The 26875-nt window shown below is 54.7% G+C and carries 27 protein-coding genes; 12 read left to right on the forward strand and 15 right to left on the reverse strand.

The annotated features are described in order from the left end of the window. Positions 1–98 precede the first annotated feature (98 nt). Both pyrF and yciH read left to right on the forward strand, forming a co-directional pair. Positions 99–836 carry an orotidine-5'-phosphate decarboxylase gene (gene pyrF, locus N7922_RS11755; protein ID WP_263100690.1) on the forward strand — a complete coding sequence of 246 codons (738 nt, stop codon included), beginning with the start codon at positions 99–101 and terminating at the stop codon, positions 834–836. Continuing rightward, positions 836–1162, forward strand: coding sequence for a stress response translation initiation inhibitor YciH (gene yciH, locus N7922_RS11760; RefSeq protein ID WP_263100691.1), 327 nt, complete (start codon positions 836–838; stop codon positions 1160–1162). The genes pyrF and yciH overlap by 1 nt, the downstream gene beginning before the upstream one ends. A gap of 109 nt (positions 1163–1271) precedes the next feature. Here the strand turns inward: yciH and osmB are convergent, their stop codons facing one another. The 13 genes from osmB to pspF all read right to left on the reverse strand — a co-directional run bounded on the left by osmB (position 1272) and on the right by pspF (position 16081). Then, complete coding sequence (gene osmB, locus N7922_RS11765; RefSeq protein ID WP_025263597.1) at positions 1272–1490, reverse strand: osmotically-inducible lipoprotein OsmB; 219 nt, start codon at positions 1488–1490, stop codon at positions 1272–1274. A 257-nt stretch (positions 1491–1747) separates the two neighbouring features. Next, complete coding sequence (locus N7922_RS11770; protein ID WP_263100692.1) at positions 1748–2506, reverse strand: DNA-binding transcriptional regulator YciT; 759 nt, start codon at positions 2504–2506, stop codon at positions 1748–1750. A 92-nt stretch (positions 2507–2598) separates the two neighbouring features. Beyond that, positions 2599–2781, reverse strand: a complete 183-nt coding sequence (locus N7922_RS11775) for a hypothetical protein (RefSeq protein ID WP_061496180.1) — start codon at positions 2779–2781, stop codon at positions 2599–2601. Positions 2782–3090: 309 nt separating this feature from the next. Continuing rightward, on the reverse strand, positions 3091–5082 hold the full coding sequence (gene pdeR / locus N7922_RS11780; protein WP_263100693.1) for a cyclic di-GMP phosphodiesterase: 1992 nt from the start codon (positions 5080–5082) through the stop codon (positions 3091–3093). A gap of 305 nt (positions 5083–5387) precedes the next feature. After that, the gene (locus N7922_RS11785) at positions 5388–7322 is read right to left on the reverse strand and encodes an exoribonuclease II (RefSeq protein WP_263100694.1); all 1935 of its coding nucleotides are present in this window, start codon (positions 7320–7322) and stop codon (positions 5388–5390) included. Between the two features lie 136 nt (positions 7323–7458). Beyond that, positions 7459–8616 (reverse strand): CMD domain-containing protein, encoded by a 1158-nt coding sequence (locus N7922_RS11790; RefSeq protein ID WP_263100695.1) that lies wholly within the window; start codon positions 8614–8616, stop codon positions 7459–7461. Between the two features lie 180 nt (positions 8617–8796). After that, on the reverse strand, positions 8797–9585 hold the full coding sequence (gene fabI, locus N7922_RS11795; RefSeq protein WP_263100696.1) for an enoyl-ACP reductase FabI: 789 nt from the start codon (positions 9583–9585) through the stop codon (positions 8797–8799). Between the two features lie 122 nt (positions 9586–9707). Further along, a complete protein-coding gene (sapF, locus tag N7922_RS11800; RefSeq protein ID WP_263100697.1) occupies positions 9708–10514 on the reverse strand; it encodes a putrescine export ABC transporter ATP-binding protein SapF in 807 nt (268 codons plus the stop codon). Between the two features lies 1 nt (position 10515). Further along, on the reverse strand, positions 10516–11508 hold the full coding sequence (gene sapD / locus N7922_RS11805; protein ID WP_263100698.1) for a putrescine export ABC transporter ATP-binding protein SapD: 993 nt from the start codon (positions 11506–11508) through the stop codon (positions 10516–10518). Further along, the gene (gene sapC, locus N7922_RS11810; protein ID WP_263100699.1) at positions 11508–12398 is read right to left on the reverse strand and encodes a putrescine export ABC transporter permease SapC; all 891 of its coding nucleotides are present in this window, start codon (positions 12396–12398) and stop codon (positions 11508–11510) included. Before sapC ends, sapD begins: the two co-directional genes overlap by 1 nt. Further along, the gene (gene sapB / locus N7922_RS11815) at positions 12385–13350 is read right to left on the reverse strand and encodes a putrescine export ABC transporter permease SapB (protein WP_263100700.1); all 966 of its coding nucleotides are present in this window, start codon (positions 13348–13350) and stop codon (positions 12385–12387) included. The genes sapC and sapB overlap by 14 nt, the downstream gene beginning before the upstream one ends. Beyond that, the gene (gene sapA, locus N7922_RS11820) at positions 13347–14987 is read right to left on the reverse strand and encodes an ABC transporter substrate-binding protein SapA (RefSeq protein WP_263100890.1); all 1641 of its coding nucleotides are present in this window, start codon (positions 14985–14987) and stop codon (positions 13347–13349) included. Before sapA ends, sapB begins: the two co-directional genes overlap by 4 nt. Positions 14988–15085: 98 nt before the next feature. Beyond that, positions 15086–16081: a phage shock protein operon transcriptional activator gene (pspF, locus tag N7922_RS11825; RefSeq protein ID WP_263100701.1), complete on the reverse strand. Its 996-nt coding sequence runs from the start codon at positions 16079–16081 to the stop codon at positions 15086–15088. 151 nt (positions 16082–16232) lie between these two features. Between pspF and pspA the strand changes: the two genes are divergently transcribed. The 7 genes from pspA to tyrR all read left to right on the forward strand — a co-directional run bounded on the left by pspA (position 16233) and on the right by tyrR (position 22023). Further along, on the forward strand, positions 16233–16901 hold the full coding sequence (gene pspA, locus N7922_RS11830; RefSeq protein WP_263100702.1) for a phage shock protein PspA: 669 nt from the start codon (positions 16233–16235) through the stop codon (positions 16899–16901). Between the two features lie 53 nt (positions 16902–16954). Beyond that, positions 16955–17179 carry an envelope stress response membrane protein PspB gene (gene pspB, locus N7922_RS11835; protein ID WP_061496157.1) on the forward strand — a complete coding sequence of 75 codons (225 nt, stop codon included), beginning with the start codon at positions 16955–16957 and terminating at the stop codon, positions 17177–17179. After that, positions 17179–17538, forward strand: a complete 360-nt coding sequence (gene pspC / locus N7922_RS11840; RefSeq protein ID WP_263100703.1) for an envelope stress response membrane protein PspC — start codon at positions 17179–17181, stop codon at positions 17536–17538. Before pspB ends, pspC begins: the two co-directional genes overlap by 1 nt. Positions 17539–17548: 10 nt before the next feature. Further along, a complete protein-coding gene (pspD, locus tag N7922_RS11845; RefSeq protein ID WP_263100704.1) occupies positions 17549–17776 on the forward strand; it encodes a phage shock protein PspD in 228 nt (75 codons plus the stop codon). 104 nt (positions 17777–17880) lie between these two features. Beyond that, a complete protein-coding gene (locus N7922_RS11850) occupies positions 17881–19278 on the forward strand; it encodes a YcjX family protein (protein ID WP_263100891.1) in 1398 nt (465 codons plus the stop codon). Further along, complete coding sequence (locus N7922_RS11855) at positions 19275–20336, forward strand: YcjF family protein (protein ID WP_263100705.1); 1062 nt, start codon at positions 19275–19277, stop codon at positions 20334–20336. Before N7922_RS11850 ends, N7922_RS11855 begins: the two co-directional genes overlap by 4 nt. Positions 20337–20481: 145 nt before the next feature. Then, on the forward strand, positions 20482–22023 hold the full coding sequence (tyrR, locus tag N7922_RS11860; protein WP_263100706.1) for a transcriptional regulator TyrR: 1542 nt from the start codon (positions 20482–20484) through the stop codon (positions 22021–22023). Positions 22024–22087: 64 nt separating this feature from the next. On the opposite strand, the gene tpx is transcribed toward tyrR, so the two are convergent. Then, a complete protein-coding gene (tpx, locus tag N7922_RS11865; RefSeq protein WP_263100707.1) occupies positions 22088–22594 on the reverse strand; it encodes a thiol peroxidase in 507 nt (168 codons plus the stop codon). A 117-nt stretch (positions 22595–22711) separates the two neighbouring features. On the opposite strand from tpx, the gene ycjG reads away from it, so the two are divergent. Further along, the gene (ycjG, locus tag N7922_RS11870; RefSeq protein WP_263100708.1) at positions 22712–23677 is read left to right on the forward strand and encodes an L-Ala-D/L-Glu epimerase; all 966 of its coding nucleotides are present in this window, start codon (positions 22712–22714) and stop codon (positions 23675–23677) included. Here the strand turns inward: ycjG and mpaA are convergent. Beyond that, entirely contained in the window at positions 23668–24381 is a 714-nt protein-coding gene (gene mpaA / locus N7922_RS11875) for a murein tripeptide amidase MpaA (RefSeq protein WP_263100709.1), read from the reverse strand. The two genes, ycjG and mpaA, sit on opposite strands and share 10 nt — an antisense overlap. 187 nt (positions 24382–24568) lie before the next feature. Here mpaA and N7922_RS11880 point away from each other — a divergent pair, with 187 nt between their 5' ends. Both N7922_RS11880 and N7922_RS11885 read left to right on the forward strand, forming a co-directional pair. Then, positions 24569–26185, forward strand: a complete 1617-nt coding sequence (locus N7922_RS11880; RefSeq protein WP_263100710.1) for an ABC transporter substrate-binding protein — start codon at positions 24569–24571, stop codon at positions 26183–26185. 440 nt (positions 26186–26625) lie between these two features. Beyond that, positions 26626–26814 (forward strand): YdiH family protein, encoded by a 189-nt coding sequence (locus N7922_RS11885; protein ID WP_263100711.1) that lies wholly within the window; start codon positions 26626–26628, stop codon positions 26812–26814. The last annotated feature ends 61 nt before the right edge of the window (positions 26815–26875 follow it).

Here is a 26875-nt window from a genome sequence, read left to right on the forward strand (position 1 = left end):
GAAATGGCCGCTGTCATTTACAACCCTGCGCAGGTAGAATGCTCGCCGTTTATTCATTTTGCGCCTGAGCGGGTGCCCTCATTTCAGAAGGTCTGATCATGACGTCTACTGCTTTCCCGACTTCCCGTGCTGTTACTGCTTCCCCGGTTGTCGTGGCTCTCGATTATGATAACCGTGACAAAGCCCTGGCGTTTGTCGACCGTATTGACCCTCGCGATTGCCGACTGAAAGTAGGCAAAGAGATGTTCACTCTGTTCGGGCCGCAACTGGTTCGCGAGTTACAACAGCGCGGTTTCGATATTTTTCTCGACCTGAAATTCCACGATATTCCTAACACCACGGCGCACGCAGTGAAAGCGGCCGCCGATCTGGGTGTATGGATGGTGAATGTTCATGCGTCTGGCGGCGCGCGCATGATGACCGCAGCAAAAGAAGCCTTGTTATCATTTGGCAAAGATGCACCGCTGCTGATCGCGGTGACGGTATTAACCAGTATGGAAGCCAGTGACTTACTCGATCTTGGCATTCAGGCCACGCCCGCCGAACATGCTGAGCGGTTGGCAAAACTCACCCAGCAATGTGGTCTGGATGGCGTGGTGTGTTCTGCGCAGGAAGCGGTGCGCTTTAAAAGCGTGTTGGGCCATGATTTCAACCTGGTCACGCCAGGTATCCGCCCGCAAGGTAGCGACGCCGGCGATCAGCGCCGTATTATGACCCCTGAGCAGGCGCTGGCAGCGGGTGTAGACTATATGGTTATTGGTCGCCCGGTTACGCAATCCGCCGATCCGGCGCAAACCCTGAAAGCGATCAACACAGCGTTAGGTAAGGGGGCATAATGCGTGATGATAACAGTCGTCTGGTGTACTCGACAGAAACCGGGCGCATTGACGAGCCGAAAACGCAACCGACCCGTCCCAAAGGCGATGGCATTGTGCGCATTCAGCGTCAGACCAGCGGGCGCAAAGGAAAAGGCGTGTGCCTGATTACCGGCATTGATGAAGATGATGAGTCGCTGGGTAAGCTGGCGGCAGAATTGAAGAAAAAATGCGGGTGTGGCGGGGCAGTCAAAGATGGCGTGATCGAGATACAGGGTGACAAACGCGATTTACTTAAGTCATTACTCGAAGCCAAAGGAATGAAAGTCAAACTTGCTGGTGGATAAAACAGAAAAGCCGTGGCAATGAACCACGGCTTTATTTTTATACTGGGTAAAACTCAGACCTGAAAAGAAAGTATCGTTATTTTGCTGTAGTCGCCGTGTCGCTCACCAATTACTTACCAACCTGGTGGCCGATGATCCCACCGACAGCCGCGCCGCCCAGCGTACCGAGCGTACTACCGTCAGTCAGCACCGCACCACCTAGCGCGCCCGCACCCGCACCGATGGCGGTATTACGATCGCGTTTAGACCAGTGACCACAGGCGCTCAGGGACATTGCCAAGGTAACTGCCAGTACTGCAGCGGCCATTTTTTTGCTTGTTAACATCATCATACTTTCTCCTGAATAATCGATTCACGGAAAGATGTTCTCTTTAAGTATAGTCTTTGGGAGCTGCCTTAAAGCCATTCCGTGAAACCTTGCTGCGCAGGTGTAATACAATCACGTGAGTGATAGTCACTTCCTGTTATATCGCTAATATCAATTTTACGCCGCGGCTCGTTACAGGACAGGTAAATAGTCTTAATCACCAGGTCGGAATACTCTCAGATAAGAGGGGGTTAGCCCGCTTTCACGGGCTAAGGAACTTAGCGGATCGCGCCAGGTGCGACGATGTCGACAATCAGACCCGCTTGTTGCAGTTGGAGATGGGCTTCGGCGGCGAGATGACTGTCGGTGATCACCCGCTGGAAGCGCGCAATCGGACCGAGGGTGTAAGGGTGTACCGCGCCGAACTTCGAGCTGTCGGTCAGAACAATGGCATCGCTGCCTTTTTCCAGCACCGCGTTAACAACATCGGTGCGCATCATATCGCGCCCGGTAAACCCCGTTTCCGGCAGCCAGCCATCAATACCGATAAACGCCTTACTGAAATGCACTTGCTGAATGTACTGACGCGTCAGTGGGCCCACCATACTTTCGCTTTTTTTCTGGTAGATGCCGCCGAGCAGAATCACTTCGGAAAGGGAATCTTTCAGCAAATGCGCAATATAGCTGCTGACCGTGATAATGGTGATATCACGCTGCTCGCCAAGTTTACGCGCCAGCAGGGCATTACTGCTGCCATTCTCAATAAACACCGTTTCGCCCGGACTCACCAGAGAGGCTGCGAAGTCCGCCAGCTCCCGTTTTACGGTGTAATTATTCATCATGCGCGTTTCAACGTCGTCGCTGTCAAGCGGTACAGCAAAACCATGCATACGGCGCAGATAGCTCTGTTTTTCCAGCGTGTTCAGATCCTGGCGAATAGTGACTTCAGAGACACCGGTCATTCGCGCAAGATCCGCAACGCTTATCCGGCCTTTATCGATGACCGTCTGTAAAATAAGTTGTTGTCGGGAATTCATAGCCACAAATTTCTGATTGTTCGTCGAGAGGATGAAATCGCCATAACGGGCATCGCTTTCCCGGCTACCGCGTGATGGCGAAAGGAAGAAATTCAAATTTCCCAGGGCGTCTTAGGTGCACCGGAAGAAGACGTTTTGTCATTGTTGTCGGGATCTAATAATTCCGCTTTGAGAATTTCCAGGTTGCGAATGGCGGATTGATAATCCCCGGCAACCAGAATATCCAGCACGGTATCGATCCGGCTGGCAAGTTGCTTCACATCGATGTCTGCCATACCTTCACCTTAAAATCGAAAAATGAATAAATTCAATGATGCAGAAAACAGTGTAAAAAGAGAAGGGTAAAAAGCGAAATCTCAAAAACTTATAAGCACTCATTATATATTCGATAAGTGACATGCAGTCACCTTCGAGGGGATTAGGTTGGCTCTACCGCAATGCACTCTTTTCCTGGCGGCGGGGAAAGCAGTGACGGTTATCAACCACGCTACGTGCAAACTGTTTACTGATGATGAACGCGTGATGAAACTTTCCTGTTCGCAGTTGCAAAACCGGCATGTGTTAGCCCGTTTCAGTAAAGCCAGTCAGGGCGCTTTTCGCGCCAGATAGCGCTTAAACCAGCGCTCGAATGCGGCAGCGGGCATGGGCTTAGCAAATAAAAATCCCTGCCGCTCGTTGACGCCGTTTTTGGTCAGAAAGGCGTCTTCTTTTGCACTCTCCACACCTTCAGCAATCACCTGCAGATTAAGCGCTTGAGCCACAGCGAAAATCGCCCGCACCAGCGACTGGGATATAGGCTGTTTATGAATATCACGTACAAACGACTGATCGAGTTTGATGGCATCAAGAGGAAAACGCGCGAGTTGCGACAGAGACGAATAGCCCGTGCCAAAATCGTCGAGGTGAACCTGTGCCCCCAGTTCGCTGAACTGATTAATTACCGACAGGGCGAGTTCTTCATTCTCAATCAGGCAGCTCTCCGTCAACTCCACATCAATCGGGCAATAATCGAAGTTAACATTTTTCAGCGCCTGCTTAAGGTCGCTAAAAATCGACTGATCGGCCAGTTGACGCGCTGAGACATTCACCGCCACACGCAAATGAATGCCTTTGTCTCGCCATTCCGCTACCTGACGCACAACGTCAAGCATCACCCAGCGTCCTAATGGCACAATCAAACCAGACTCTTCGGCATAAGCGATAAAATCCAGCGGCGGGATCAACCCGCGCTCGGGAGATTGCCAACGTACCAGTGCTTCGAGGCTACGAACTTCGCCGCGCCAGGTAATTTTCGGTTGATAGTGGATGACCAGTTGATTTTTTTCGAGTGCTTTGCGCAGGTTGGTATCGAGCCAGAGGTATTCAAATACCCGTTGGTTCATTTCCGGCGAGAAGACACAGAATTTACCGCGCCCGCTCTCCTTGGCGGTATACATGGCCGTGTCGGCATTACGGATCACGCTTTCACGGTCGTTGCCGTGCTGTGGGGCAAGTGAAATCCCCAGCGAACACCCACTGTAAATCTCGATTAAGCCGATGCGAAAAGGCTGGCGTAAACGTGTCAGGATCCGCGATGCCATAGCCTCCAGCACGCTTTGAGATGTGTCGGTCGCCAGTACGATAAATTCATCGCCGCCAAACCGTGCCAGCACTTGCCCTTCATCAAGACAACTTAAAATGGTCAACGCCACGGCCTGCAACAGCTGATCGCCGAACATATGGCCATAGGCGTCGTTCACTTTCTTAAAGTTATCCAGGTCCAAATAGACGATGCCAACCTGTGTATCGCCACGATGGGCAATGGCATCGCTGATGCGTTCCTGAATCGCATTGCGATTAGGTAAACCGGTCACGGTATCGGTGTTGGCTAAGAGGCGTAAGCGCTCCTGAGCATGGCGCTCTTCCGTAATATCCGTGCCGGAGCAGATAAGAAATATTTCGTTCTTACCGCTACCGCTATGGACGAATCTATTGCGGAACAGAAACAGGCGCTGTCCTTTGCGGGTTTTGATCCAGCGTTCGACTTCGTAGGGGCCGCCATTATGAAAAAAAGACGCGATACTGCGTTTCGACGCGGCCGCCTCACTACGACTCATGAATAATTTAAAGATGTTTTGCCCAATCACCTCCTGCTCTTTCATACCCGTGTATTCTTCGCTAAGGCGATTAAAACGCTGGATGTTGCCGCGACGATCGAGGATCACGATCACGGAGTTGGCTTCAGAGACCACTTGCTCAGCAAAAGAGAGCCCCTGCACCAGGTCACGGGCGACGGATTGGGTGTCATGCCATGCGGAGGCGCTGCCTGCCCACGCTTTGCGGCTGATTTTGCGTCCAACAAGATGTACCGACACGGCTTCGCCATACAAGACGATATTCAGGGTCAGGCTGGAGGTGATTACCGTCATTTCACGGATCTGTTCAGCCTGAGCATCGCTTAATGTCACCACCAGGCTGGCATCGGAACCTTCGTCCGGGGAAAAGTGCAGGGCGTTATTATTGGCAGTCAATCGCCAGAACGGGCTGTTAGATCCCAGATAACGAAACAGCAAATTTTCTTCCTGTTCGTCTTTCATGTTCTCTCCCAATCCACGTGAAAGCGCAACCGGTACTCATTTAGCGATGGAGAACCACCTGTTAAAGACGGGGGAAACAGGCAAGAGCGTGTTGTTTCTTGTTATGTTGCACCGCGAAAAAGCGTCTGTCAGTCAACCTGTCTGAAGGTTGCTAATCGCTTAAATACGCAGTGAATGCACAGTTGCCTGTGTTGTTATTGTGGTCGTTTTTGCAGATTTGTGTGAGGGAGGAGAAAAAAAAAGCGTGGCGTATCGCAATCAAAAAAGCGCCTTCCGGGTCAGGAAGGCGCTATGTAACGATGCTGTTAGATGGCAGGACGGGCGATAACGCTGCGGGTTTCCATCCGGACTTCCGCAATGGTGACATCAATAACGTCGGTCACTTTAAATGCGGTTTCGCCTTTAATTTGCACGGTACCGCTCTCCTGGCTGCACACCAGTTCATCACGTACAGCATGAATAAACGGCGCCGGAATAAACGCAACTGCGCCATTATCCACCAGACGGACACGCATACCGCCGCGGCTGACATCGATAATTTCCGCAGAGAACCGGGTATCGGTGCCGGCTTTGTTCTGCAGGAAGCGGGCATACAGCCAGTCGCCGACATCGCGCTCCGCCATGCGGTTAAGACGACGGCGCTCAGCCATCTGCACGGTTGTGTCATCCTGCGGGCGTTTTGGCGTTTCACCTTTAATAATGGCTTTCAGCAGACGATGGTTAACCATATCGCCATATTTACGAATCGGTGAGGTCCAGGTCGCGTAGGCTTCCAGACCCAGACCGAAGTGCGGGCCCGGTTCGATGCTGATCTCAGCAAAGGACTGGAAGCGACGAATACGGCTATCAAGGAAGCCCGACGGCTGTGCATCCAGTTCGCGGCGCAGTTTACAGAAACCGTCCAGCGTCAGCACTTCTTCTGCATCAACATGCATGCCGTGCGTTTTCAGCATGGCCGCCAGTTGTTCGCTGTTAGCCGGGTCAAAGCCCATATGCACGTTGTAAATACCGAAGCCCAGCTTATCGCGTAGTACCCGGGCGGCACAGATGTTGGCGGCGATCATTGACTCTTCAACGATACGGTTAGCCACGCGGCGCGGTTCCGCCACGATATCCAGCACTTCGCCTTTTTCGCCGAGGACAAAACGGTAATCCGGACGATCTTTAAACACCAGTGCGTGCGTTTGACGCCACCCAGCACGGAGGTGGCTTACGCGGTGCAGCAAACGGATTTGCGCAGCAATGGCGTCGCTCGGTGGCTGCCATTCACCGCTGTTTTCCAGCCAGTCGGAGACATCGTCATAGGCCAGTTTGGCTTTTGATTCGATGGTTGCGGCAAAGAATTCAATATTGCTGTCGATGGCGCCTTCGCTGTCCAGCGTCATACGGCACACCAGCGCCGGGCGAACTTCATTCGCGCGCAGGGAGCAGAGATCGTCAGACAGTTCGCGCGGCAGCATCGGGATATTAAAGCCCGGCAGGTAGTTGGTGAAGGCGCGAATTTTAGCCGCGTCATCCAGCTTGCTGCCTTCGGCGATCCAGGCTGTCGGGTCGGCGATGGCAACCGTCAGTTGCAGTTTTCCGTCGCTTGTTTCTTCAACGTACAGCGCATCATCCATATCTTCGGTGCTGGCGCTGTCGATAGTGACGAAATCCAGTGCGGTAAGATCCACACGCTGCAAACCGTCATCCAGCATTTCGGTAGCAACGCCGTTCGGCGCTTCTTTTTCCAGATTGTGGCGTGCGAGCGTCACCCACCACGGTACAAAATGATCTTCTGCGAAGGTAATAAACTGCGTCAGCTCAGCGTAAAAACCGCGATCGCCTTTCAACGGATGGCGACGCATCTCGGCGACAGCCCAGTCGCCTTCTTTAAAATCGTGTTCAACGCCGCGGGCCGCGCGGCAGGGAATCGCGTCTTTCAGCAACGGATGGTCTGGCACGATAGAAAGACGGTCATCTTTCTTCTGCACTTTGCCGACAAAACGGGTGAGGAACGGTTCGACCAGTTCTTCAGGCTCTGCACTTTCGCGCTCTTTTTCACTGTGGATGACGGCAATGATCCGATCGCCATGCATCACTTTCTTCATTTGCGGCGGCGGAATGAAATAACTTTTTTGCGCATCGACTTCCAGAAAGCCAAAGCCTTTTTCCGTGCCTTTGACGACGCCTTCCGCACGCGGCGTCTGTGAGTGAAGTTGCTGTTTTAGCTGCGCAAGCAGCGGATTGTCCTGGAGCATAGTTATGTAGTTTCGTGGCCAAAAGAGCGGCTGACAGTTTTACGCGATTCTGCCTGTCGCAGCAAGCGCTCTTTCAGCAAAATCTGTACAGGCATAAGGGTAAGCTTACGCCACTGCGCCACACTCGCCGCGCATTTTACGCTGTCTGACCGAGCGCGATTTTCAGGCGGTTTAACCAGCCGCAGAGGGCGCACTCCGCCAGCAAGCTGACAACGGCGCGGCGGCTAAGATCCTGCTCAGTCAACAGCGAAAGTGACAGCGGGCTAAACCTGTCTGGCGTGCAGGTCAGCAACTGAACGGCCTGTATCAGCGCGCTTTCTTGCGCATTACCGGCGAACACGCGCTGTAACTCTCGCCCACCTTCACGCAGCGTCGATTCCCGTTGTGCACCGTCTTGCCAGCGACGCAGTTGCTCGGCAAAACAGTGTTCGCTGCCATTAATCCGCGCAGTGTAAAGCGCCACCAATGCCGCGAGTTGCGCGTCGGGTCGCTGCTGCGCCACATGGTCTGTTATCTCGCCCAGCTCGTTAAGAATCAGGTGCTCGTGGGCCAGTAATGGCGCCAGTAACCGCAGCTCCGGCAAGGGTTGCCAGCGGGAAAGCGATTCCATTTGCGGGGCGCTGGCAATACGTAATTCCACCGCGTCGATACCGGCTTGCCACGGCGCTTCTGTCCGGGAAAAACGGTCCGCAGCGGCTTCCTGCTGTGTATCCATACCCGGAATAAAACGCACCGGATGACCAAGGAGTGCCTGTAGCATAGCCACGATGCGAGCCTGGAAGGCAATAAACCCAATAATCTGATTGATCATCACCAGGTCGTACAACGACAGGCCCACTTCTTCGAGCTGCTGGCGCGCACGGGCGTCAATCACCGAGGGTGACGCCGCAAGTTGGCGGGCGTACTGGGTTATTTGCGCCAGTCGGTAGTTGCTTTCCCTTGATGAGTCCGGGCCGGGTAACGGCGCAAGACGCGCAGCATAGTGGTTGCATAAACGCTGAACGCCAAATACCTGGGCGACGGTGAGGGCGGTACTGAGACGATCATAGGCGCTGAATGTCCGTAAGCGATTAACCGCCACCCGCTGAGGAAACAGCAATGCATAGAGTTTGCGTGCGGGGATAACGATGCTGTCGATGTCGGCTAACAGATCAACCGGCAGAGTCAGATCGAGCAGGAAAGGGTCGTTTACAGTGGCTGCTTCGGGAACCAACGGTAGCGCGTGAGCCCGGCGGGCAGTTGACTGGGTTTCATGATACCAGTGGTTTTTGCCTGAAATCCGGCGTTGTTCCATGGTCGTTCCTTGGTCTGAAAGTGGCGATCCGGATACGACGTCAGGTCTGTTGCGCCGGATCTTTTTTGCTGCTTAATCCTGGCGTAAGGGGAGAGAGGGATGAAAGATTGTTAGGTGATAATAAATATCAGAATGGCATATCGAGGGAAAACGCCCCTTCAGAAGAAGGGGCGAGGGGCATTATTTGATTTCCAGCTCGTTCATGGCAGCGATGTTGAACCCGCCATCAACGTGAACCACTTCACCGGAGATGCCAGCAGAGAGGTCAGAGCACAGGAACGCAGCAGAGTTGCCCACATCTTCGATGGTCACTGTGCGGCGAATCGGGGTAACGGCTTCGCAATGCGCCAGCATTTTACGGAAGTCTTTGATACCGGAGGCCGCCAGCGTACGGATTGGGCCAGCGGAGATACCGTTAACGCGCACGCCTTCCGGACCCATCGCATTCGCCATATAGCGTACGTTGGCTTCCAGAGACGCTTTCGCCAGACCCATCACGTTGTAGTTCGGGATGGCGCGCTCAGCACCCAGATAGGAGAGGGTCAGCAGCGCAGAACCCGGATTCAGCATCTCGCGGCAAGCTTTTGCCAGCGCAACGAAGCTGTAGGAGCTGATGTCGTGAGCAATTTTAAAGCCTTCACGGGTAACAGCATTCACATAGTCGCCATCCAGCTGATCGCCCGGCGCAAAACCGATGGAGTGAACGAAACCGTCGAACTTCGGCCAGACTTTCGCCAGGTCAGTGAACAGGGCATCGATGCTTTCGTCTTTAGCAACGTCGCACTCCAGCACAATGCTGGAACCCAGCTGGGCGGCAAACTCTTCAACGCGGCCTTTCAGCTTGTCGTTCTGGTAGGTGAAAGCCAGCTCAGCGCCTTCGCGGTGCATAGCCTGTGCGATGCCGTATGCGATGGACAGTTTGCTGGCGACGCCAGTTACCAGAATGCGCTTACCGGAAAGAAAACCCATAGCTCTAATCCTTATATTCATTGTTGTGGCGATCGTCATCGTGTTCGGACGATCGTCGTTAAAACGCGGCGATTCTATCATGAGTCGCCGGATGAGTTAATCCGACCACTGAAGCTATTGAATCAACGGTCTTTTCGCCATGCATCGGCTGTTAATGCCTCGCCAAAATGCCCGGCAATTAAGCGTTTTGTTAAATCATGCAGCGGGGACGCAAGCACATCGGCGGTACTGCCGCGCTCAACCACTTCGCCCTGGTGCATGACAAGAACCTGATCGCTGATATGTTTCATCATGCCAATGTGCTGGGTGACGTAAATATAAGAGATACCCTGTTTTTCCTGTAATTCCAGCATCAGATTGATTAACTGCGAACGCATCGACATATCCAGCGATGCCAGCGCTTCGTCCGCAATAATCACTTTGGGGCGCAGGATCAGCGCCCGCGCCAGCCCCAGACGCTGTTTCTGTCCTGGCGCCAGCATATGCGGATAGTAGCTCACATGATCCGGCAGCAGCCCGACCATGCGCAGTGTTTCCAGAATGCGCTTGCGCCGCGCATCAGGGTCGAGATCGGTGTTCAGACGCAGCGGAAAATCCAGGATTTGCGAAAGACGCTGACGCGGGTTCAGTGACGTTGTCGGATCCTGAAAAATCATACGAATATGCTGGCTGCGAAACGTGTAATCCCCGTAATGCAACGGTTTGTCGTCAATCACCAGTTCGCCGGAACTGGGCTCCACCATCCCCGCCAGCATTTTGGCCAGCGTCGATTTTCCGGAACCGTTCTCGCCGATAATGGCCAGCGTTTGCCGCTCCCGCAGCGTAAAACTCAATGGTTTCACGGCCTCCACGGTCTGACGGCGGAACCAGCCGGTACGATAGCGGAAGGTTTTGCTCAGGTTGCGGACTTCAAGCAAGGTCTCGACCATCTCACTCACTCTCCATATTCAGCGGGAAATGGCAGGCGTAAAGATGGTTTCTTGCCCCCGTAAGTCGGGGCTTCTCAATACATTTACGCTGGGCATAAGGGCAACGCGGCCCGAGGCGACAACCAATCGGCAACTGTTCGAGTAACGGAATCGCGCCTGGCATAGTGTTGAGGCGGCTTTTATGCGGCATAGCGCTGCCAAAATCGGGAATAGCGCGAATGAGCGCCTGAGTATAAGGGTGATGCGGCGTAACGATCAGCTCTTCGCTGGGAGCGGTTTCCACCGTTTGCCCGCAATACATCACGTTAATGCGATCCGCCCAGTTGCTGAGCATCTGCAAATCGTGGCTGATCAGCATAATCGTGGTGTTGTTATTCTGGTTAAGACGAGTAAGCAGACGGAAAATCTGCGCCTGGGTCGTCGGCTCCATGGCGTTGGTTGGCTCATCGGCGATCAGCAAACGCGGCTGGTTAGCCAGCGCAATGGCAATCATCACTTTCTGACATTCACCTTCCGTCAACTCGTAAGGAAAGCTGCGCATCGCATCTTTATGATCTTTAATACCGACGCGGTGCAGCAGTTCGATGGCACGGCGTTTACGCCAGCCAAACCGTTGCAATAAGCTGCCTTTCCACGTCCAACGGGGGATATTTTGCATCAACTGCTTGCCGACGCGTTCCGACGGATCGAGACAGGATTGCGGCTCCTGGAAAATCATCGACACGTTATGACCAAGCAGCTTACGTCGCTCCCGCGCTGACAGGCGCAGCAAGTCGATATCATCAAAGCGCATGCGGTCGGCGGTGACCCGCCAGTTCTCTTTGGTAACGCCGCAAATCGCTTTGGCAATTAAGCTCTTCCCGGAACCGGATTCTCCCACCAGCCCGCGAATTTCACCTTCGGCAAGGGTCAGACTGACGCGATCGACAGCTTTAACCCAGTTTTCACCGGTCTTCACTTCGATGGTCAGATTGCGGATATCAAGAAGCGGCATTATTCCACCCCCGCATTGATCGCGCGGCGAATACCGTCGCCGAGTATGTTCACCAGCAATACGCTGATCATAATGGCCGCGCCTGGCAGCATGACTGTCCACGGGGCCACATAAATCAGCTCCAGTGCGTCACCCAGCATTGCGCCCCATTCCGGGGAGGGAAGCTGAGCGCCGAGATCGAGAAAACCGAGGGCGGCGATATCGAGGATGGCCATCGACAGGGCGCGGGTGATTTCCGTGATCATGCCGGAGGTGATATTCGGCAACACTGCAAACCACAAAATATTCATCGTTGATGCGCCATCAAGTCGCGCGGCCACCACATACTCTTTCTCCAGCTCGTCATGCACCATGCTGTAGACCGAACGCACCATGCGCGGCAGCAGCGCCAGCCAGACCGCAAACATGGCGTGGGAGAGGTGCGGGCCGGAAAAGGCCACCACAATAATGGCCAGCAGCAGCGTTGGCAGAGACAACAGCGTATCAAGAATGTGGTTTAACACTGCCGAGCGCAGACCGTGTGTCGCCCCGGCAAATACACCGAGCACCAGTCCGCACAACGTGGCAGCCAGTGTCACCAGAAATGCGCCGCCAACCGTGGGGGCCGCGCCGCTCAGCAGACGACTTAAGACATCGCGGCCGAGATCGTCCGTACCGAGGAAGAAGGAAACGTCCCCATAGCGCGACCAGGAGGGCGGCAGCAACTGATAACCGAGGAATTGCTGGTCAAGGCCGTAAGGCGCAAACCAACCGCCGAACACGCACAGCACCAGCAGCGCGCCGCAACCGTACAGGCCGATCATCGCCGTGGTGTCGCTGTAGAATTTGCGCCACACGGTGCGCAACGCGCCAGGCGGGCGCTTTTCGCTGTAGACGCTATCGTAAGGCATACCATTCCTTATGTTTCAATGGGTTCGCCAGCGCGCCCAGAATATCGGAAATTACGTTAACGATAATCACCAGTGAGCCAATCACCATCACACCAGCGGAAATAGCCGCATAGTCCTGCTGGCGAATAGCATTGATCAGCCAGCGGCCGAGGCCCGGCCAGCTAAAGACCATTTCGGTGATCATGGCCAGCGTCAACATGGTGGAAAATTGCAGACCCAGTTTTGGTATCACTGGCGGCAGGGCGTTATGCAGCACATGGCGGCGCAGGATCGTTAACATTGACTGCCCACGCGTCGCCGCCGCTTTAATATAGTTCTTGTCAAACACCTCAATGGTGCTGATGCGCATCAGACGGATCACTTCGGTGGTTGGCGCGACCGCCAGCGTCAGCACCGGCAACACCATATGACGCAAAGCGCTGATGATCATCTCTTCGCGCCACGGCGAGTCGGACAGCCAGGCGTCGATAATGGCAAAACCCGTAATGGTCTTCACTTCATACAGCAGGTCGAAACGCCCGGAAACCGGCAACCAGCCAAGATTAAGCGAGAAAAAGAGCGTCAACAGCAACGCCAGCCAGAAGACCGGAATCGAAAAACCGAGCAGGGCGATGGCGCTGATTAGCCGGTCCTGCCATTTACTGCGCATCACGCCCGCCAGCATACCGACCGGGATCCCCACCAACAGCGCAGAGCCAAACGCGAGAATGCACAGTTCCATGGTCGCCGGGAACACCTCTTTAAGCTGCCCGGCAATCAATTGACCATCAATACTGGAAACGCCGAAGTCCCAGTGCAAGAGCCCGTTAAACCAGAACACCCAGGCATTCCACAAGGTGGCCCCCTGGAGTGGCGCATGCGGTGTGAAATAACTGAGACTGAACCCGATAAAGGTCAGTAAAAACAACGTCACCAGCAGCAGCAACAAACGGCGCAGGGTAAAAATAATCATGGCGGCGAAACCTCTTGTTTTTCCCGCGAGACACCGGCAAAAGAGGCGCTGCCAAACGGACTCAGCACCAGCCCTTTAATATCGTAACGATAGGCCTGCAAGCGCAGAGATGACGCCAGCGGCAGCACCGGCAGCTCGCGAGCGAGGATTTGTTGTGCTTCGTCATAAGCATCAATACGTGCAGCTAACTGCTGAGAGGCCAGCGCTTTTTGCAGCACGTCGTCAAATTCGCGGTTACACCAGTGGGCAAAGTTCGTTTGCGAGGTAATGGCCGCACAACTGAGCATCGGGCGGAAAAAACTGTCCGGATCGTTACTGTCCGTTGCCCAGCCTGACAGCGTTAAGTCGTGGTTCATGTCCATCAGACGCGCTTCCTGGAAACGGCCTTCAACCGGAACGATCACCACTTTTACGCCGACCTGCGCCATATCCGCCTGAATAAGCTCGGCGGTTTTCAGTGGGCTGGGGTTCCACGCTTGCGACGTGGTGGGGACCCAAAGCTGCAACGTCATATGTTCCAGCCCCAGCGCTTTCAGGCGTTCACGCGCTTTCGCCGGGTCATACTCGGTAATTTTTGCTTCGTTATCGTAAGCCCATGAGGCGCGCGGAAGAATCGACGCGGCCGTTTCGGCAGTACCGTAATAGATCGATTGCATCAGCCGCTGGTTATTAATGGATAACGCCAACGCATGGCGCACATCCGGGTTATTTAACGGCGGTTTGTCGGTATTAAAGGCAAGATAGGCGATGTTCATTCCCGGGCGCAGCGTGAGGCGCAGACGCGGGTCATCACGCAGAATGGTCAACTGGCTGGCGGCTGGCCACGCCAGCACATCACACTCGCCGGTTAATAGTTTGGACAGGCGACCGGTGCCACCGGAGCCCTGATCGACAACGACCTGCGGCATCAATGGCTTGCCGCGCCAGAACTTTTCGTGACGTTGTAACCGAATATATTGCCCGGCGCGGTATTCATCCAGTTGATAAGGACCCGTGCCCACCGGCTGCCGGTCGATCAATTCCTGATGGTCGTCTTTCGCCAGTTGCGCAGCGTATTCCGCCGACATCACAGAAGCATAGTGGGTGGCCAGGTGCCATAAAAACGAGGCATCTGGTTTTTTTAGCCGGAACTCAACGGTATGGTTATCCAGCTTACGTACGCTGTCGATAGAGTCAGCAAATTGCAGACTGTCAAAATAGGGAAAGCTGCCGCCGTTAACGTTATGCCACGGATGATTGCGATCGAAAATGCGCTGGAAGGTAAACACCACGTCGTCCGCATTTAACGCGCGGTGCGGGGTGAACCAGGCTGTGGTCTGGAAAGCCACGCCGTCACGCAGGTGAAAACGGTACGTTGCGCCGTTATCCAGCACTTCCCAGCTCTCAGCCAACTCCGGCACCAGCCGATAGGTGTAGGGATCCACATCCAGCAGTCGGTCATAAAGCTGCGCCGCCAGCGTATCAACAATCAGACCGCTGCTCGCCTTTTGCGGGTTAAAGGTGCTGACCTGACCATTCACGCAGTAGACAAAGCCGCTATCGCGGATATCCGCGTCACGGGTTGGCGGTGTCGCAGCGTGCGTAATGCCTGTCGCCAGGCTCGCGGTCAATAACAGGGAAGAGAAAACCAGACGCATGATTTCTTCAACGATTTTAAATTCATGAGCAAAGTGTATCGCACTTGCCATAGCTTCGTACAAATGTCTGCTGACGACTGCTGTTATTGTCGGCGATTTCAGCTTATTTGATGCTTTTTCAGTAGCGCTCTCAGTTGGTGATAGGTCAAACCTAATAATTCTGCCGCGCGTTTTTGGTTAAATTTTGCCTGCTGCAAACTGGTTTCCAGTAACTGCTTTTCCTGATCGTGCTGAAATTTGCGCAAATCCAGCGGTAATACGGGAGCGGCAGATGTGCTTTGCTCCGTTTGTGGCGAGGTGGTGCCCTCGCGGTTAAAGGGATCGAGGATAATCGTATCCAGCGGCGTTTCGCTGCTGCCGTGCCGGTAGACCGACCGTTCAACCACGTTTTTCAGTTCCCGGATATTGCCCGGCCAGGGGTAATGAAGCAATACGTCGCGGGCGCGCTCGGTAAACCCCGGAAACAGCGGCATCGACAGCTCACGGCACATCTGGATCGCAAAGTGATCTGCCATCAACATGATATCGCTCTGGCGACGGCGCAGCGGCGGTAACAGCACAACGTCGAATGCCAGCCGGTCGAGGAGATCGGCCCGAAAGGTCCCGTCACGCACCATTTGCGGCAGGTCGGCATTGGTGGCGCAGACCAGCCGGACATTCACCTGCAGCGGCTGGCTGCCGCCAACGCGTTCCAGTTCGCCATATTCAATGACCCGCAGCAGTTTTTCCTGTACCAGCATCGGCGCGGTGGCCAGCTCATCAAGAAATAACGTTCCGCCATCGGCGCGCTCAAAACGGCCTGGATGGCGTTTTTGCGCGCCGGTAAATGCGCCGGCTTCGTGGCCGAACAGTTCCGAATCCAGCAGGTTTTCATTCAATGCCGCGCAATTAAGGGAGATAAATGGCCCCTGCCAGCGGGAGGAGAGAAAGTGCAGCCGGTTAGCAATCAGCTCCTTACCGGTACCGCGCTCGCCGATAATCAGTACGGGTTTATCAATCGGCGCCAGACGTGAAACCTGCTCCAGCACTTCAATAAAGCTATTGGCTTCGCCGAGCAGGTTATCCTTGTGTTCAGACATGATGAAATTCGCCACTTGTTGGTGTTATTAACCACTCTAGACCAAAAGGACAGAGCGGTAAAATTATTCGACTTGTTTTAAATCAATAAGATAAAAACTGGCACGAAGATTGTAATAGTCCCGTAGCAGGGCTGAGCCCGATTACAGAAATGAAGAGGAACTGACTATGGGTATTTTTTCTCGTTTTGCCGACATCGTGAACGCCAACATTAATTCGCTGCTGGAAAAAGCAGAAGATCCGCAAAAGCTGGTGCGCCTGATGATCCAGGAGATGGAAGACACGCTGGTGGAAGTGCGCTCTACCTCTGCCCGCGCGCTGGCGGAGAAAAAACAGCTGACGCGCCGGATTGAGCAGGCCGCGGCGCAGCAGGCCGAATGGCAGGAAAAAGCCGAACTGGCGCTGCGCAAAGAGAAAGACGATCTGGCGCGTGCGGCGCTGATCGAGAAACAGAAAGTCACCGCGCTTATCGATACGCTGGAGCAGGAAGTTACGCTGGTTGATGAAAGCCTGACGCGGCTGAAAAAAGAGATTGGTGAACTGGAAAATAAACTCAGTGAAACTCGCGCCCGTCAACAGGCACTGACCTTGCGCCACCAGGCTGCCAGCTCCTCGCGTGATGTGCGCCGCCAGCTCGACAGCGGTAAACTGGATGAAGCGATGGCGCGTTTTGAATCCTTTGAGCGCCGTATTGATCAAATGGAAGCCGAAGCGGAAAGCCACGGCTTTGGCAAACAGAAATCGCTGGATCAGGAATTTGCTGAACTGCGCGCGGATGACGAAATCAGTGAACAACTGGCGCAACTGAAAGCCAAAATGAAGCAGGATAATCAATAATAAACAGCGGCGGCATCAGAAGATGCCGCGCGTCATCCCTGTAAGGAGTACACATGAGCACGCTTTTTCTGGCTATACCCCTGACGTTATTCATCCTGTTTATTTTGCCTGTCTGGTTATGGCTGCACTACAACAACCGCACCTCGCGCGGCGAACTGAATCAGAGTGAGCAGCAGCGGTTAATGCAGTTATCAGAAGATGCAACGCGGATGCGTGAACGTATTCAGGCGCTGGAAGATATTCTTGATGCGGAACACCCGAACTGGAGAGATCGCTGATGGCTACCCTCGACCTTAATAAAAAATTGTGGCGCATTCCGCAACGCGGAAAAGTGGGCGGCGTGTGCGCGGGGATCGCGCAGTATCTGGATATTCGCGTCAAAATCGTGCGTATTCTGACCATCCTGGCAATGTGTTTCGGTCTGTTTTTTATCGTCGTTGCTGCGTATATCGTGCTGTTTTTTGTGCTCGATCCGCTGCCGGAGAATTATGTGGAAGGGGAAGCCGTCCCCAGCTGCAGTGAGTTGCTTGATGCGGTAGATGCGCAACTGGCGGCGGGTGAGGCGCGTTTGCGGCAGATGGAGCGTTACGTTACCTCCGACACTTTTTCCCTGCGTAGCCGGTTCCGCCAGCTTTAAGAGGTAAAGCATGAATCATCGTTGGCAACAAACGGGCCGTAAAGTGACGCCAGCGTTGAAGGTCGCCGGCAAACTGGTGTTGCTCACGGCGCTGCGTTATGGCCCGGCTGGCGTGGCGGGCTGGGCGGTAAAATCCGTTGCCCGGCGGCCAGTGAAACTATTGTTGGCCTTTGCGCTGGAGCCATTACTGAAACGGGCAGCCAGCCAATTTTCCCGCCGCTTTATGCACGACAAATGATCCTGCGGGGTCATTTGGCCTTTCGGTTGGTTGATAATCAGTAACCTGCCCACATCTCATACACTGTACCTATTGTTTTCACTTCAGGGCGACACACAATGGCGATGGATCGATTCAAAAACGAACTGAATGCGCTGGTGAACCGCGGTATGGACAGGCATTTACGCCTTGCGGTGACGGGCCTGAGCCGGAGCGGCAAAACAGCGTTTATTACCGCACTGGTTAACCAGCTTCTCTCTATTCATGCAGGCGCGCGCTTGCCACTACTGAGTGCGGTGCGCGAAGAGCGCATTCTGGGGGTAAAGCGCGTGCCGCAACGTGACTTTGGCATTCCCCGTTTTACGTATGATGAAGGGCTGGCTCAACTCTATGACACACCGCCCGTCTGGCCGACGCCCACCCGGGGTGTCAGTGAGATCCGTCTGGCGCTGCGTTTTCGTTCAAATGATTCGTTGATGCGCCATTTTAAAGAAACCTCCACGCTCTATCTGGAAATTGTCGACTACCCTGGCGAGTGGCTTCTGGATCTCCCGATGCTGGCGCAGGATTACCTGAGCTGGTCACGGCAGATGACGGGCCTGCTTCAAGGGCAGCGGCAGGAATGGGCGGCAAAATGGCAGGCAAGCTGTGCCGATCTGGATCCGCTGGCCCCCGCCGATGAGAACCGGCTGGCGGACATTGCCGCCGCCTGGACTGAGTATCTTCACCAGTGTAAGCGTGAAGGGCTGCATTTTATTCAGCCGGGGCGTTTTGTGCTGCCTGGCGATATGGCGGGCGCGCCCGCGCTGCAATTCTTCCCGTGGCCGGATGTCGACAACGTGGGCGAAAGCAAACTGGCGCAGGCGGATAAACACACCAACGCGGGCATGCTGCGTGAGCGGTATAACTACTACTGTGAACAGGTGGTGAAAGGGTTTTATAAACATCACTTTTTGAAGTTCGATCGCCAGATTGTGCTGGTGGATTGCCTGCAACCGCTGAACAACGGGCCACAGGCCTTTAATGATATGCGCCTGGCCCTGACGCAGTTGATGCAAAGTTTTCACTACGGCCAGCGCACGCTGTTTCGTCGCTTGTTCTCCCCGGTGATCGACAAGTTGTTGTTTGCTGCCACAAAAGCCGACCATATCACGGTCGATCAGCACGCCAATATGGTGTCGCTGCTGCAACAACTCATTCAGGATGCGTGGCAGAATGCCGCGTTCGAAGGGATCAGTATGGATTGCCTCGGGCTGGCTTCGGTTCAGGCTACGCAAAGCGGGCTCATTGAGATTAATGGCGAAAAGATCCCGGCATTGCGCGGTCACCGGCTGAGTGATGGCACGCCGCTGACGGTTTATCCGGGCGACGTGCCTGCCCGATTGCCGGGTCAGGCGTTCTGGGATAAACAAGGCTTTAATTTCGAAGCTTTCCGGCCGCAGGTGATGGATGTCGACAAGCCGTTGCCGCATATCCGCCTGGACGCGGCGCTGGAATTTTTAATTGGAGATAAATTGCGATGAGCGAGCCGATCAAGCCGAGAATCGATTTCGCCGGGCCGCTGGATGCGGAGATCACGCCCTCCTTCAAAACCGCCCACACATTTAGTGATGCGCAGGCAGAAAAATTCGCGCCGGTTGCCGTCGAAGCATTAGCGGAAGAGGGGCCAGCGGAAGCGGTGGTCGAGGCCGCGCTACGCCCGAAACGCAGTCTGTGGCGCAAAATGGTCAGCGCCGGGCTGGCGCTGTTTGGTGTCAGCGTGATCGGCCAGGGTGTGCAATGGACGATGAACGCCTGGCAGACACAGGACTGGGTGGCGTTAGGTGGGTGCGCCGCCGGTGCGCTGATTATCGGGGCAGGCGTCGGCTCGGTCGCCAGCGAGTGGCGGCGTTTGTGGCGTCTGCGCCAGCGGGCGCAGGAACGGGATGAAGCCCGCGATCTGTTACACAGCCATGGAGCAGGGCGTGGCCGCGCGTTTTGCGAAAAACTCGCCCGCCAGGCCGGTATCGATCAGGCGCACCCGGCGTTGCAGCGCTGGTATGCCGCTATCCATGAAACGCAAAACGATCGCGAAGTGGTGACGCTGTATGCGCATCTGGTGCAGCCGGTACTGGATGCACAGGCACGACGTGAGATCAGCCGTTCGGCTGCGGAATCTGCACTGATGATCGCCGTCAGTCCACTGGCGATGGTGGATATGGCCTTTATCGCCTGGCGCAATCTGCGCCTGATCAACCGCATCGCCACGCTGTATGGCATTGAATTGGGCTACTACAGCCGCCTGCGTCTGTTCCGCCTGGTGTTGCTGAACATCGCCTTCGCGGGCGCAAGTGAACTGGTGCGTGAAGTCGGTATGGACTGGATGTCGCAGGACCTTGCGGCACGCCTTTCCGCCCGCGCGGCGCAGGGCATTGGCGCCGGGTTGCTGACGGCGCGTCTGGGCATCAAAGCCATGGAGTTGTGCCGCCCGTTACCCTGGCTGGAAGAGGATAAACCCCGTCTGGGCGATTTTCGCCGCCAGCTTATTGGTCAGCTAAAAGAGAGCCTCCAGAAGAGTAAATCATCTCCCCCCGCAGAGTAATAAACCGGCGCTGCGCGCTTAACTTTACAGCGCAGTGGCGGTTTTTCCGGCACGCTGTCAATATTTGTTGACAGACATCTTCCTGCCAGCCGGGAAGTGGCTTATCATCCTTTCATTACGTCAATGAATAAGGGTGACTATTCCCATGCGTCTGGAAGTTTTTTGCGAAGACCGCCTTGGTCTGACACGCGAGTTGCTGGATCTGCTGGTGTTGCGCAGTATCGATTTACGCGGGATTGAAATTGACCCTATCGGGCGAATTTACCTCAATTTTGCGGCGCTGCAATTTGACGCATTCAGCAGCTTGATGGCGGAGATACGCCGTATTCCGGGCGTCACCGATGTACGCACCGTGCTGTGGATGCCATCTGAGCGTGAACACCGTGCGCTGAGTGCATTGCTGGAAGCGTTACCGGAACCCGTTCTCTCGCTGGATATGAAAAGCAAAATCGAACTGGCCAACCCCGCCAGTTGTCAGCTTTTTGCGCAGGACATTGATAAATTACGTAATCACAACGCGGTACAGCTTATCGCGGGTTTTAACTTTCAGCGCTGGCTGGAAGGTAACCCGCAAAACTCGCATAACGAACATGTGGTGATCGGCGGGCAAAATTTCCTGATGGAAATCACGCCAGTGCATCTGGAAGGGGAAACCGGCGAACCGATGCTGACTGGCGCGGTGGTGATGCTGCGTTCGACCGTGCGTATGGGGCGGCAGTTGCAAAACATCAGCCAGCAGGATGTCAGCGCATTCAGCCAGATTGTTGCCGTTAGCCCGAAAATGCGTCATCTCATCGATCAGGCGCGCAAACTGGCGACCCTGACGGCGCCGCTGTTGATCACCGGCGATACCGGTACCGGCAAAGATCTGCTGGCGCATGCCTGCCATCTTGCCAGCCCGCGAGCCACGAAACCCTACCTGGCGCTGAACTGCGCGTCGATTCCGGAAGAGTCTGTGGAGAGCGAACTGTTTGGTCACGCGCCGGAAGGGAAAAAGGGCTTTTTCGAACAGGCTAACGGTGGCTCCGTTCTGCTGGACGAGATTGGCGAAATGTCGCCGCGGATGCAGGTCAAGCTGCTGCGTTTTCTCAATGACGGCACGTTTCGTCGCGTGGGCGAAGATCATGAAGTGCATGTCGATGTCCGCGTGATCTGCGCCACGCAGCGCAATCTGGTGGAGTTGGTGCAAAAAGGCATGTTCCGGGAAGATCTCTACTATCGGCTGAATGTTCTAACGCTGAACCTGCCGCCGCTGCGCGACCGCCCACAGGATATTATGCCGCTGACCGAACTGTTTGTTGCCCGCTTTGCCGATGAACAAGGCGTGCCGCGTCCGAAACTGTCACAGGATTTGAATCAATTACTGAGTCGCTATGGCTGGCCCGGCAACGTACGTCAGTTAAAGAACGCCATTTATCGGGCACTGACGCAACTGGAAGGTTACGAGTTGCGTGCGCAGGACATCCTGTTGCCGGATTACGATGCCGCTACGGTGCCGGTGGGTGAAGATGCCATGGAAGGGTCGCTGGATGATATTACCAGCCGTTTTGAGCGCTCGGTGCTGACTCAGCTTTATCGTAACTATCCCAGCACGCGCAAACTGGCGAAACGGCTGGGGGTGTCACATACCGCCATTGCCAATAAGCTGCGGGAATACGGGTTAAGCCAGAAGAAAGGCGACGAGTAGCAAAGCTGAAAAATGAATGAAAAAGCCTCCGAATGGAGGCTTTTTTAATGCACCGGGCAACAGATTACGCTTTGAGTACATCCAGTGCGGCCGTGTAATCCGGCTCGGTAGTGATTTCATTCACCAGCTGGCTGAACACAACGTTGTCGTTTTCATCAACGACCACGACTGCGCGAGCCGCCAGACCTTTCAACGCGCCTTCGGCGATGCCCACGCCATAGTCCGCCAGAAACGACTGGCCGCGCAGGGTTGAAAGCGTGATGACATTGCTCAGGCCTTCAGCACCGCAAAAACGGGACTGGGCAAACGGCAGATCGGCAGAAATACACAACACGACCGTGTTGTTCATTTCGGTCGCTAACTGGTTGAATTTACGAACAGAAGCAGCGCACACGCCGGTATCAATGCTCGGGAAAATGTTCAGCACTTTACGTTTGCCAGCGAACTGAGCCAGTGTGACGTCGGACAGATCTTTAGCCACCAGAGTGAAAGCTTTGGCTTTGCTACCAACCTGGGGAATCGCGCCGGCAACGGGAACCGGGTTGCCCTGGAAATGAACGAGTTGTGACATAGATATCTTCCTGTTTACAAATAGTTAACGTCATCGATAGTGTATGCCATCCACAGAGAACACGGCAAACCAATTTTCGTATCTATACTGGTTTACAGTGCTGCAGAGGAGTGAGGAATGCGAACCGTTAAAGTGTATGAGGAAACCTGGCCGCTGCATACACCGTTTGTGATTGCGCGAGGCTCCCGCAACGAAGCGCGAGTGGTGGTGGTGGAACTGGAAGAAGATGGCATCAAAGCGGTGGGGGAATGTACGCCTTACCCACGCTATGGGGAGAGCGAAGCCTCGGTGATGGCACAAATCATGACCATCGCGCCGCAACTGGAAAATCGCCTTACCCGTGACGATCTGCAAACCATGCTGCCGGCAGGCGCTGCGCGTAACGCAGTGGATTGCGCGCTGTGGGATCTCGCTTCACGTAAAGCGGCGATGACGCTGGCGACTTACACTGGCGTCACATTGCCGCACACCCTCGCTACGGCACAAACCGTCGTGATTGGTACGCCGGAACAGATGGCCGCCAGTGCGGCTGCGCTGTGTGAGAAGGGGGCGCAATTACTGAAAGTGAAGCTCGACGATCATTTGATCAGTGAACGGCTGGTGGCGATCCGTGCCGCGGCGCCCAACGCGACTTTGATCGTCGATGCAAATGAGTCCTGGCACAGTGAAGGTCTGGCGGCGCGGTGCCAGCTTCTTGCCGATCTCGGCGTGGCGATGCTGGAACAACCGCTCCCCGCCGGAAAAGATGAGGTGCTGGCCAACTTTATTCATCCGTTACCGATTTGTGCGGATGAAAGTTGCCACACGCGAGCAAGCCTGCCCGCGTTACAGGGACGGTATGAGATGGTGAATATCAAACTCGATAAAGCGGGCGGGCTGACAGAAGCGCTGGCGCTGGCCGATGCCGCCGTTGAGCAAGGGTTTGCGCTGATGCTGGGCTGTATGATCTGTACCTCGCGCGCCATTAGCGCGGCGCTGCCGCTGGCTAACCGGGTGCGTTTTGCCGATCTCGATGGCCCCACCTGGCTGGCGGTGGATGTCGAACCGGCATTGCGCTTTACCACCGGTGAGCTTCACCTTTGAGGATCCCAGTGCAGTAACGCCGTCATTGCGGCGAGGTATTTTTCGCTGGCGTCATCGGCGGAAATCGGTGGGAATTCAACGGTAATACAGTGCAGGTGAATGTCTGCACACCAGCTACCAAATGACCCCGGCGTTTCGTAACCGACACTGGTCACCAGCGGGAGAGAAAAGCGGGTGGATAACCACTGCCCAAGGGGGCTTTCACGCGGATCTTCCACGCAGGCCAGCGGATCGTGGAAGGTGACCACCCAGGCGGGGTGAATGCGATGAATCAATTGACATAGCGCCTGCGTTTCGGGTTCGGAGCCGGGCGACTCGCCGGTTAACAACACCACATCACGTGCTTCTGCTGCACTGTTCCAGCGGTAGACCGTTTCGCCCGCTTTCCAGTTCGCGGCAGGGAAGTTGCGATTGAGATCGACACCGTTGGCGTTGGCCCGTAAACCGAGCTGGCAGCCGTCCGGATTGACCGCCAGCACCACATGATGGTGACGTAGCTCGGGTGTCAGCGTGCGCAAAGCGCAGGAGAGCGTCACGATAGAGGCGTTTTCATCGCCATGCGTCCCGGCAATGATCAGGCCGCTTTCGCGGGTCGCTGTTGGTGCAGGAAACCACAGTAACGGCGCGCCCAGCTGCGAGCGGCCAAACTCTTCACTACGGTGGGCAAACGCGCCGCGCTGCGGGCGTGGTCGTGTGGCAGGCATAAGCGTCCTTTTTCAGTGGTGGCCTTAGAGCAAGTGTAAACATAAAGCGGGGCGAGGCAAATCATGCCACGCCGGTTAAATTGCTGTCCATCATCAATGTTTCTCCTCTCGCCGTTTGCATTCCTTCGTTTTAAAACAAATAATTACCTAATCTTTCGCCGGGAATGACACATCACAAGGGGATCCCATGACGCATCGACTTTCCATGCTGAGCTGCGCGCTCTGGCTGTGCGGTTTTTCTTCTGTTTCACTGGCCGCAGATGTGCCGCCGGGAACGCAACTGGCGGCAAAACAGGAACTGGTTCGGCATATCAAAGATGAACCGGCAACGCTGGATCCCGCCAAAGCGGTCGGTCTGCCGGAAATTCAGGTGATCCGCGATCTGTATGAAGGCCTGGTTAACCAGAATGAGAAGGGCGAAATTGTTGCTGGCGTGGCGTCTAAATGGCAAAGCAGCGATAACCGCATCTGGACTTTCACCCTGCGTGATAATGCGAAGTGGTCAGACGGTACTCCCGTTACCGCGCAGGACTTTGTTTACAGTTGGCAGCGGCTTGTCGACCCGAAAACCACCTCGCCGTTCGCCGGTTTCGCCGCCCTGGCGGGCATTGCCAACGCAAAAAACGTCACCGACGGTAAAATGACGCCGGACCAGCTTGGCGTCAGCGCCGTGGATGCGCGCACCCTGCGGGTGCAACTGGATAAACCGCTGCCGTGGTTCCCCAGTTTAGCGGCCAGTTTCGCCTTCTACCCGGTACAGAAGGCCAATGTTGAAAGCGGTGCGGATTGGACGCGTCCGGGTAATCTGGTGGGGAATGGCGCGTATGTGCTGGCCGATCGTGTGGTCAATGAAAAACTGGTGCTCGAACCGAATAAACAGTACTGGGATAATGGCAAAACGGTGATCCAGAAGGTGACTTTTGTGCCGATCAACCAGGAGTCGGCCGCCACCAAACGCTATCTGGCGAACGATATCGACATTACCGAGTCGTTTCCGAAAAACCTCTATCAAAAATTGCTGAAAGACATTCCGGGGCAGGTCTATACACCGCCGCAGTTGGGCACGTATTACTACGCGTTTAACACCCAGAAAGGGCCAACCGCCGATGCCCGCGTGCGTCTGGCGCTGAGTATGACCATTGATCGGCGCATTATGGCGGAAAAAGTTCTGGGTACCGGTGAAAAACCGGCCTGGCGTTTTACACCGGATGTGACGGCTGGCTTTGAGCCGCAACCGTCGCAAATCGAGCATATGAGCCAGGCGGAACTGAACGCACAGGCAAAAACGCTGCTACAGGCGGCCGGATACGGGCCACAGCGTCCGTTGACACTCACCCTGCTGTATAACACTTCCGAGAACCACCAGAAAATCGCCATCGCGGTGGCATCGATGTGGAAAAAGAATCTTGGCGCAGAGGTGAAGTTGCAGAATCAGGAGTGGAAAATCTACATTGATAGCCGCAACAGCGGGAATTTTGACGTGATCCGCGCATCTTGGGTGGGGGACTACAATGAACCCTCTACCTTCCTCTCCGTGTTAACCTCCACCAGCAGCAGCAATATTGCGCGTTTCAACGATGCGGGTTACGACAAAGTGCTTAACCAGGCGTCGCTGGAAACCAACGCCAAAGCGCGTAATGCGGATTATAACGAGGCGGAGCACATCATTGCGGAGAAATCGCCGATTGCGCCAATCTATCAATACAGCAACGGGCGTTTGATCAAGCCGTGGCTTAAGGGCTATCCGATTAATAATCCGGAAGATGTTGCCTATACGCGCACGATGTATTTGCTGAAACACTGACAAAAAAATCCCCTTACATCACGGGAAGTAAGGGGAAACTCATTGATTACGGAATGGTTCCTGTCTAAGCAGGAGTACATTAATTTTACTTAAGGAATGTGAAGGCACAATGGAGGAAATAAGGAGACAATATCGTTACAATCTGCGATCTGCTTGTTCCTTCAGTAAAAAAAGCCCGCTACATTGAGCGGGCAAAAAATACTGGAAGCAATGTGAGCAATGTCGTACCAAATACCCGACTGATTCACTCAGGTATTTGGTGTTGAGAAAGATAATCTTTATCATTTGATACTGCAACCCCTTTTTTCGTGTGGATGACGGTTTGGCCGCTTCCTGCCGTCTCTTTGCTGATGTAAAGCCACCGCCTTTACGATTTTGGTCAAAAAACAAGCATACAATTGTGCTATAGTGGTGAGGTTTTCATCACCTACGAGGACATTATGGAGAGTGAATTAGACCCGACCCAACTGGCTATCGAGTATCTGCGTCGTGATAAAAGCGCATTGACCCCGGCTGAGTACTTAAAAAAACTCAAACAGCTCAGGCTGGAGTTCGAGGATTTGCTTACGCTATCGCACACGGAACTGAAAGAAGAGATCGATTTTGCCTGGCGGCTGGGTATCCACTAATTTAACGCAAGACTGTCATTCAGCGAAAAGAGGCGCCCGCAGAACGGGCGCTTTTATTTTA

The organism is Kosakonia sp. ML.JS2a (assembly GCF_025642095.1).
GTDB lineage: Bacteria > Pseudomonadota > Gammaproteobacteria > Enterobacterales > Enterobacteriaceae.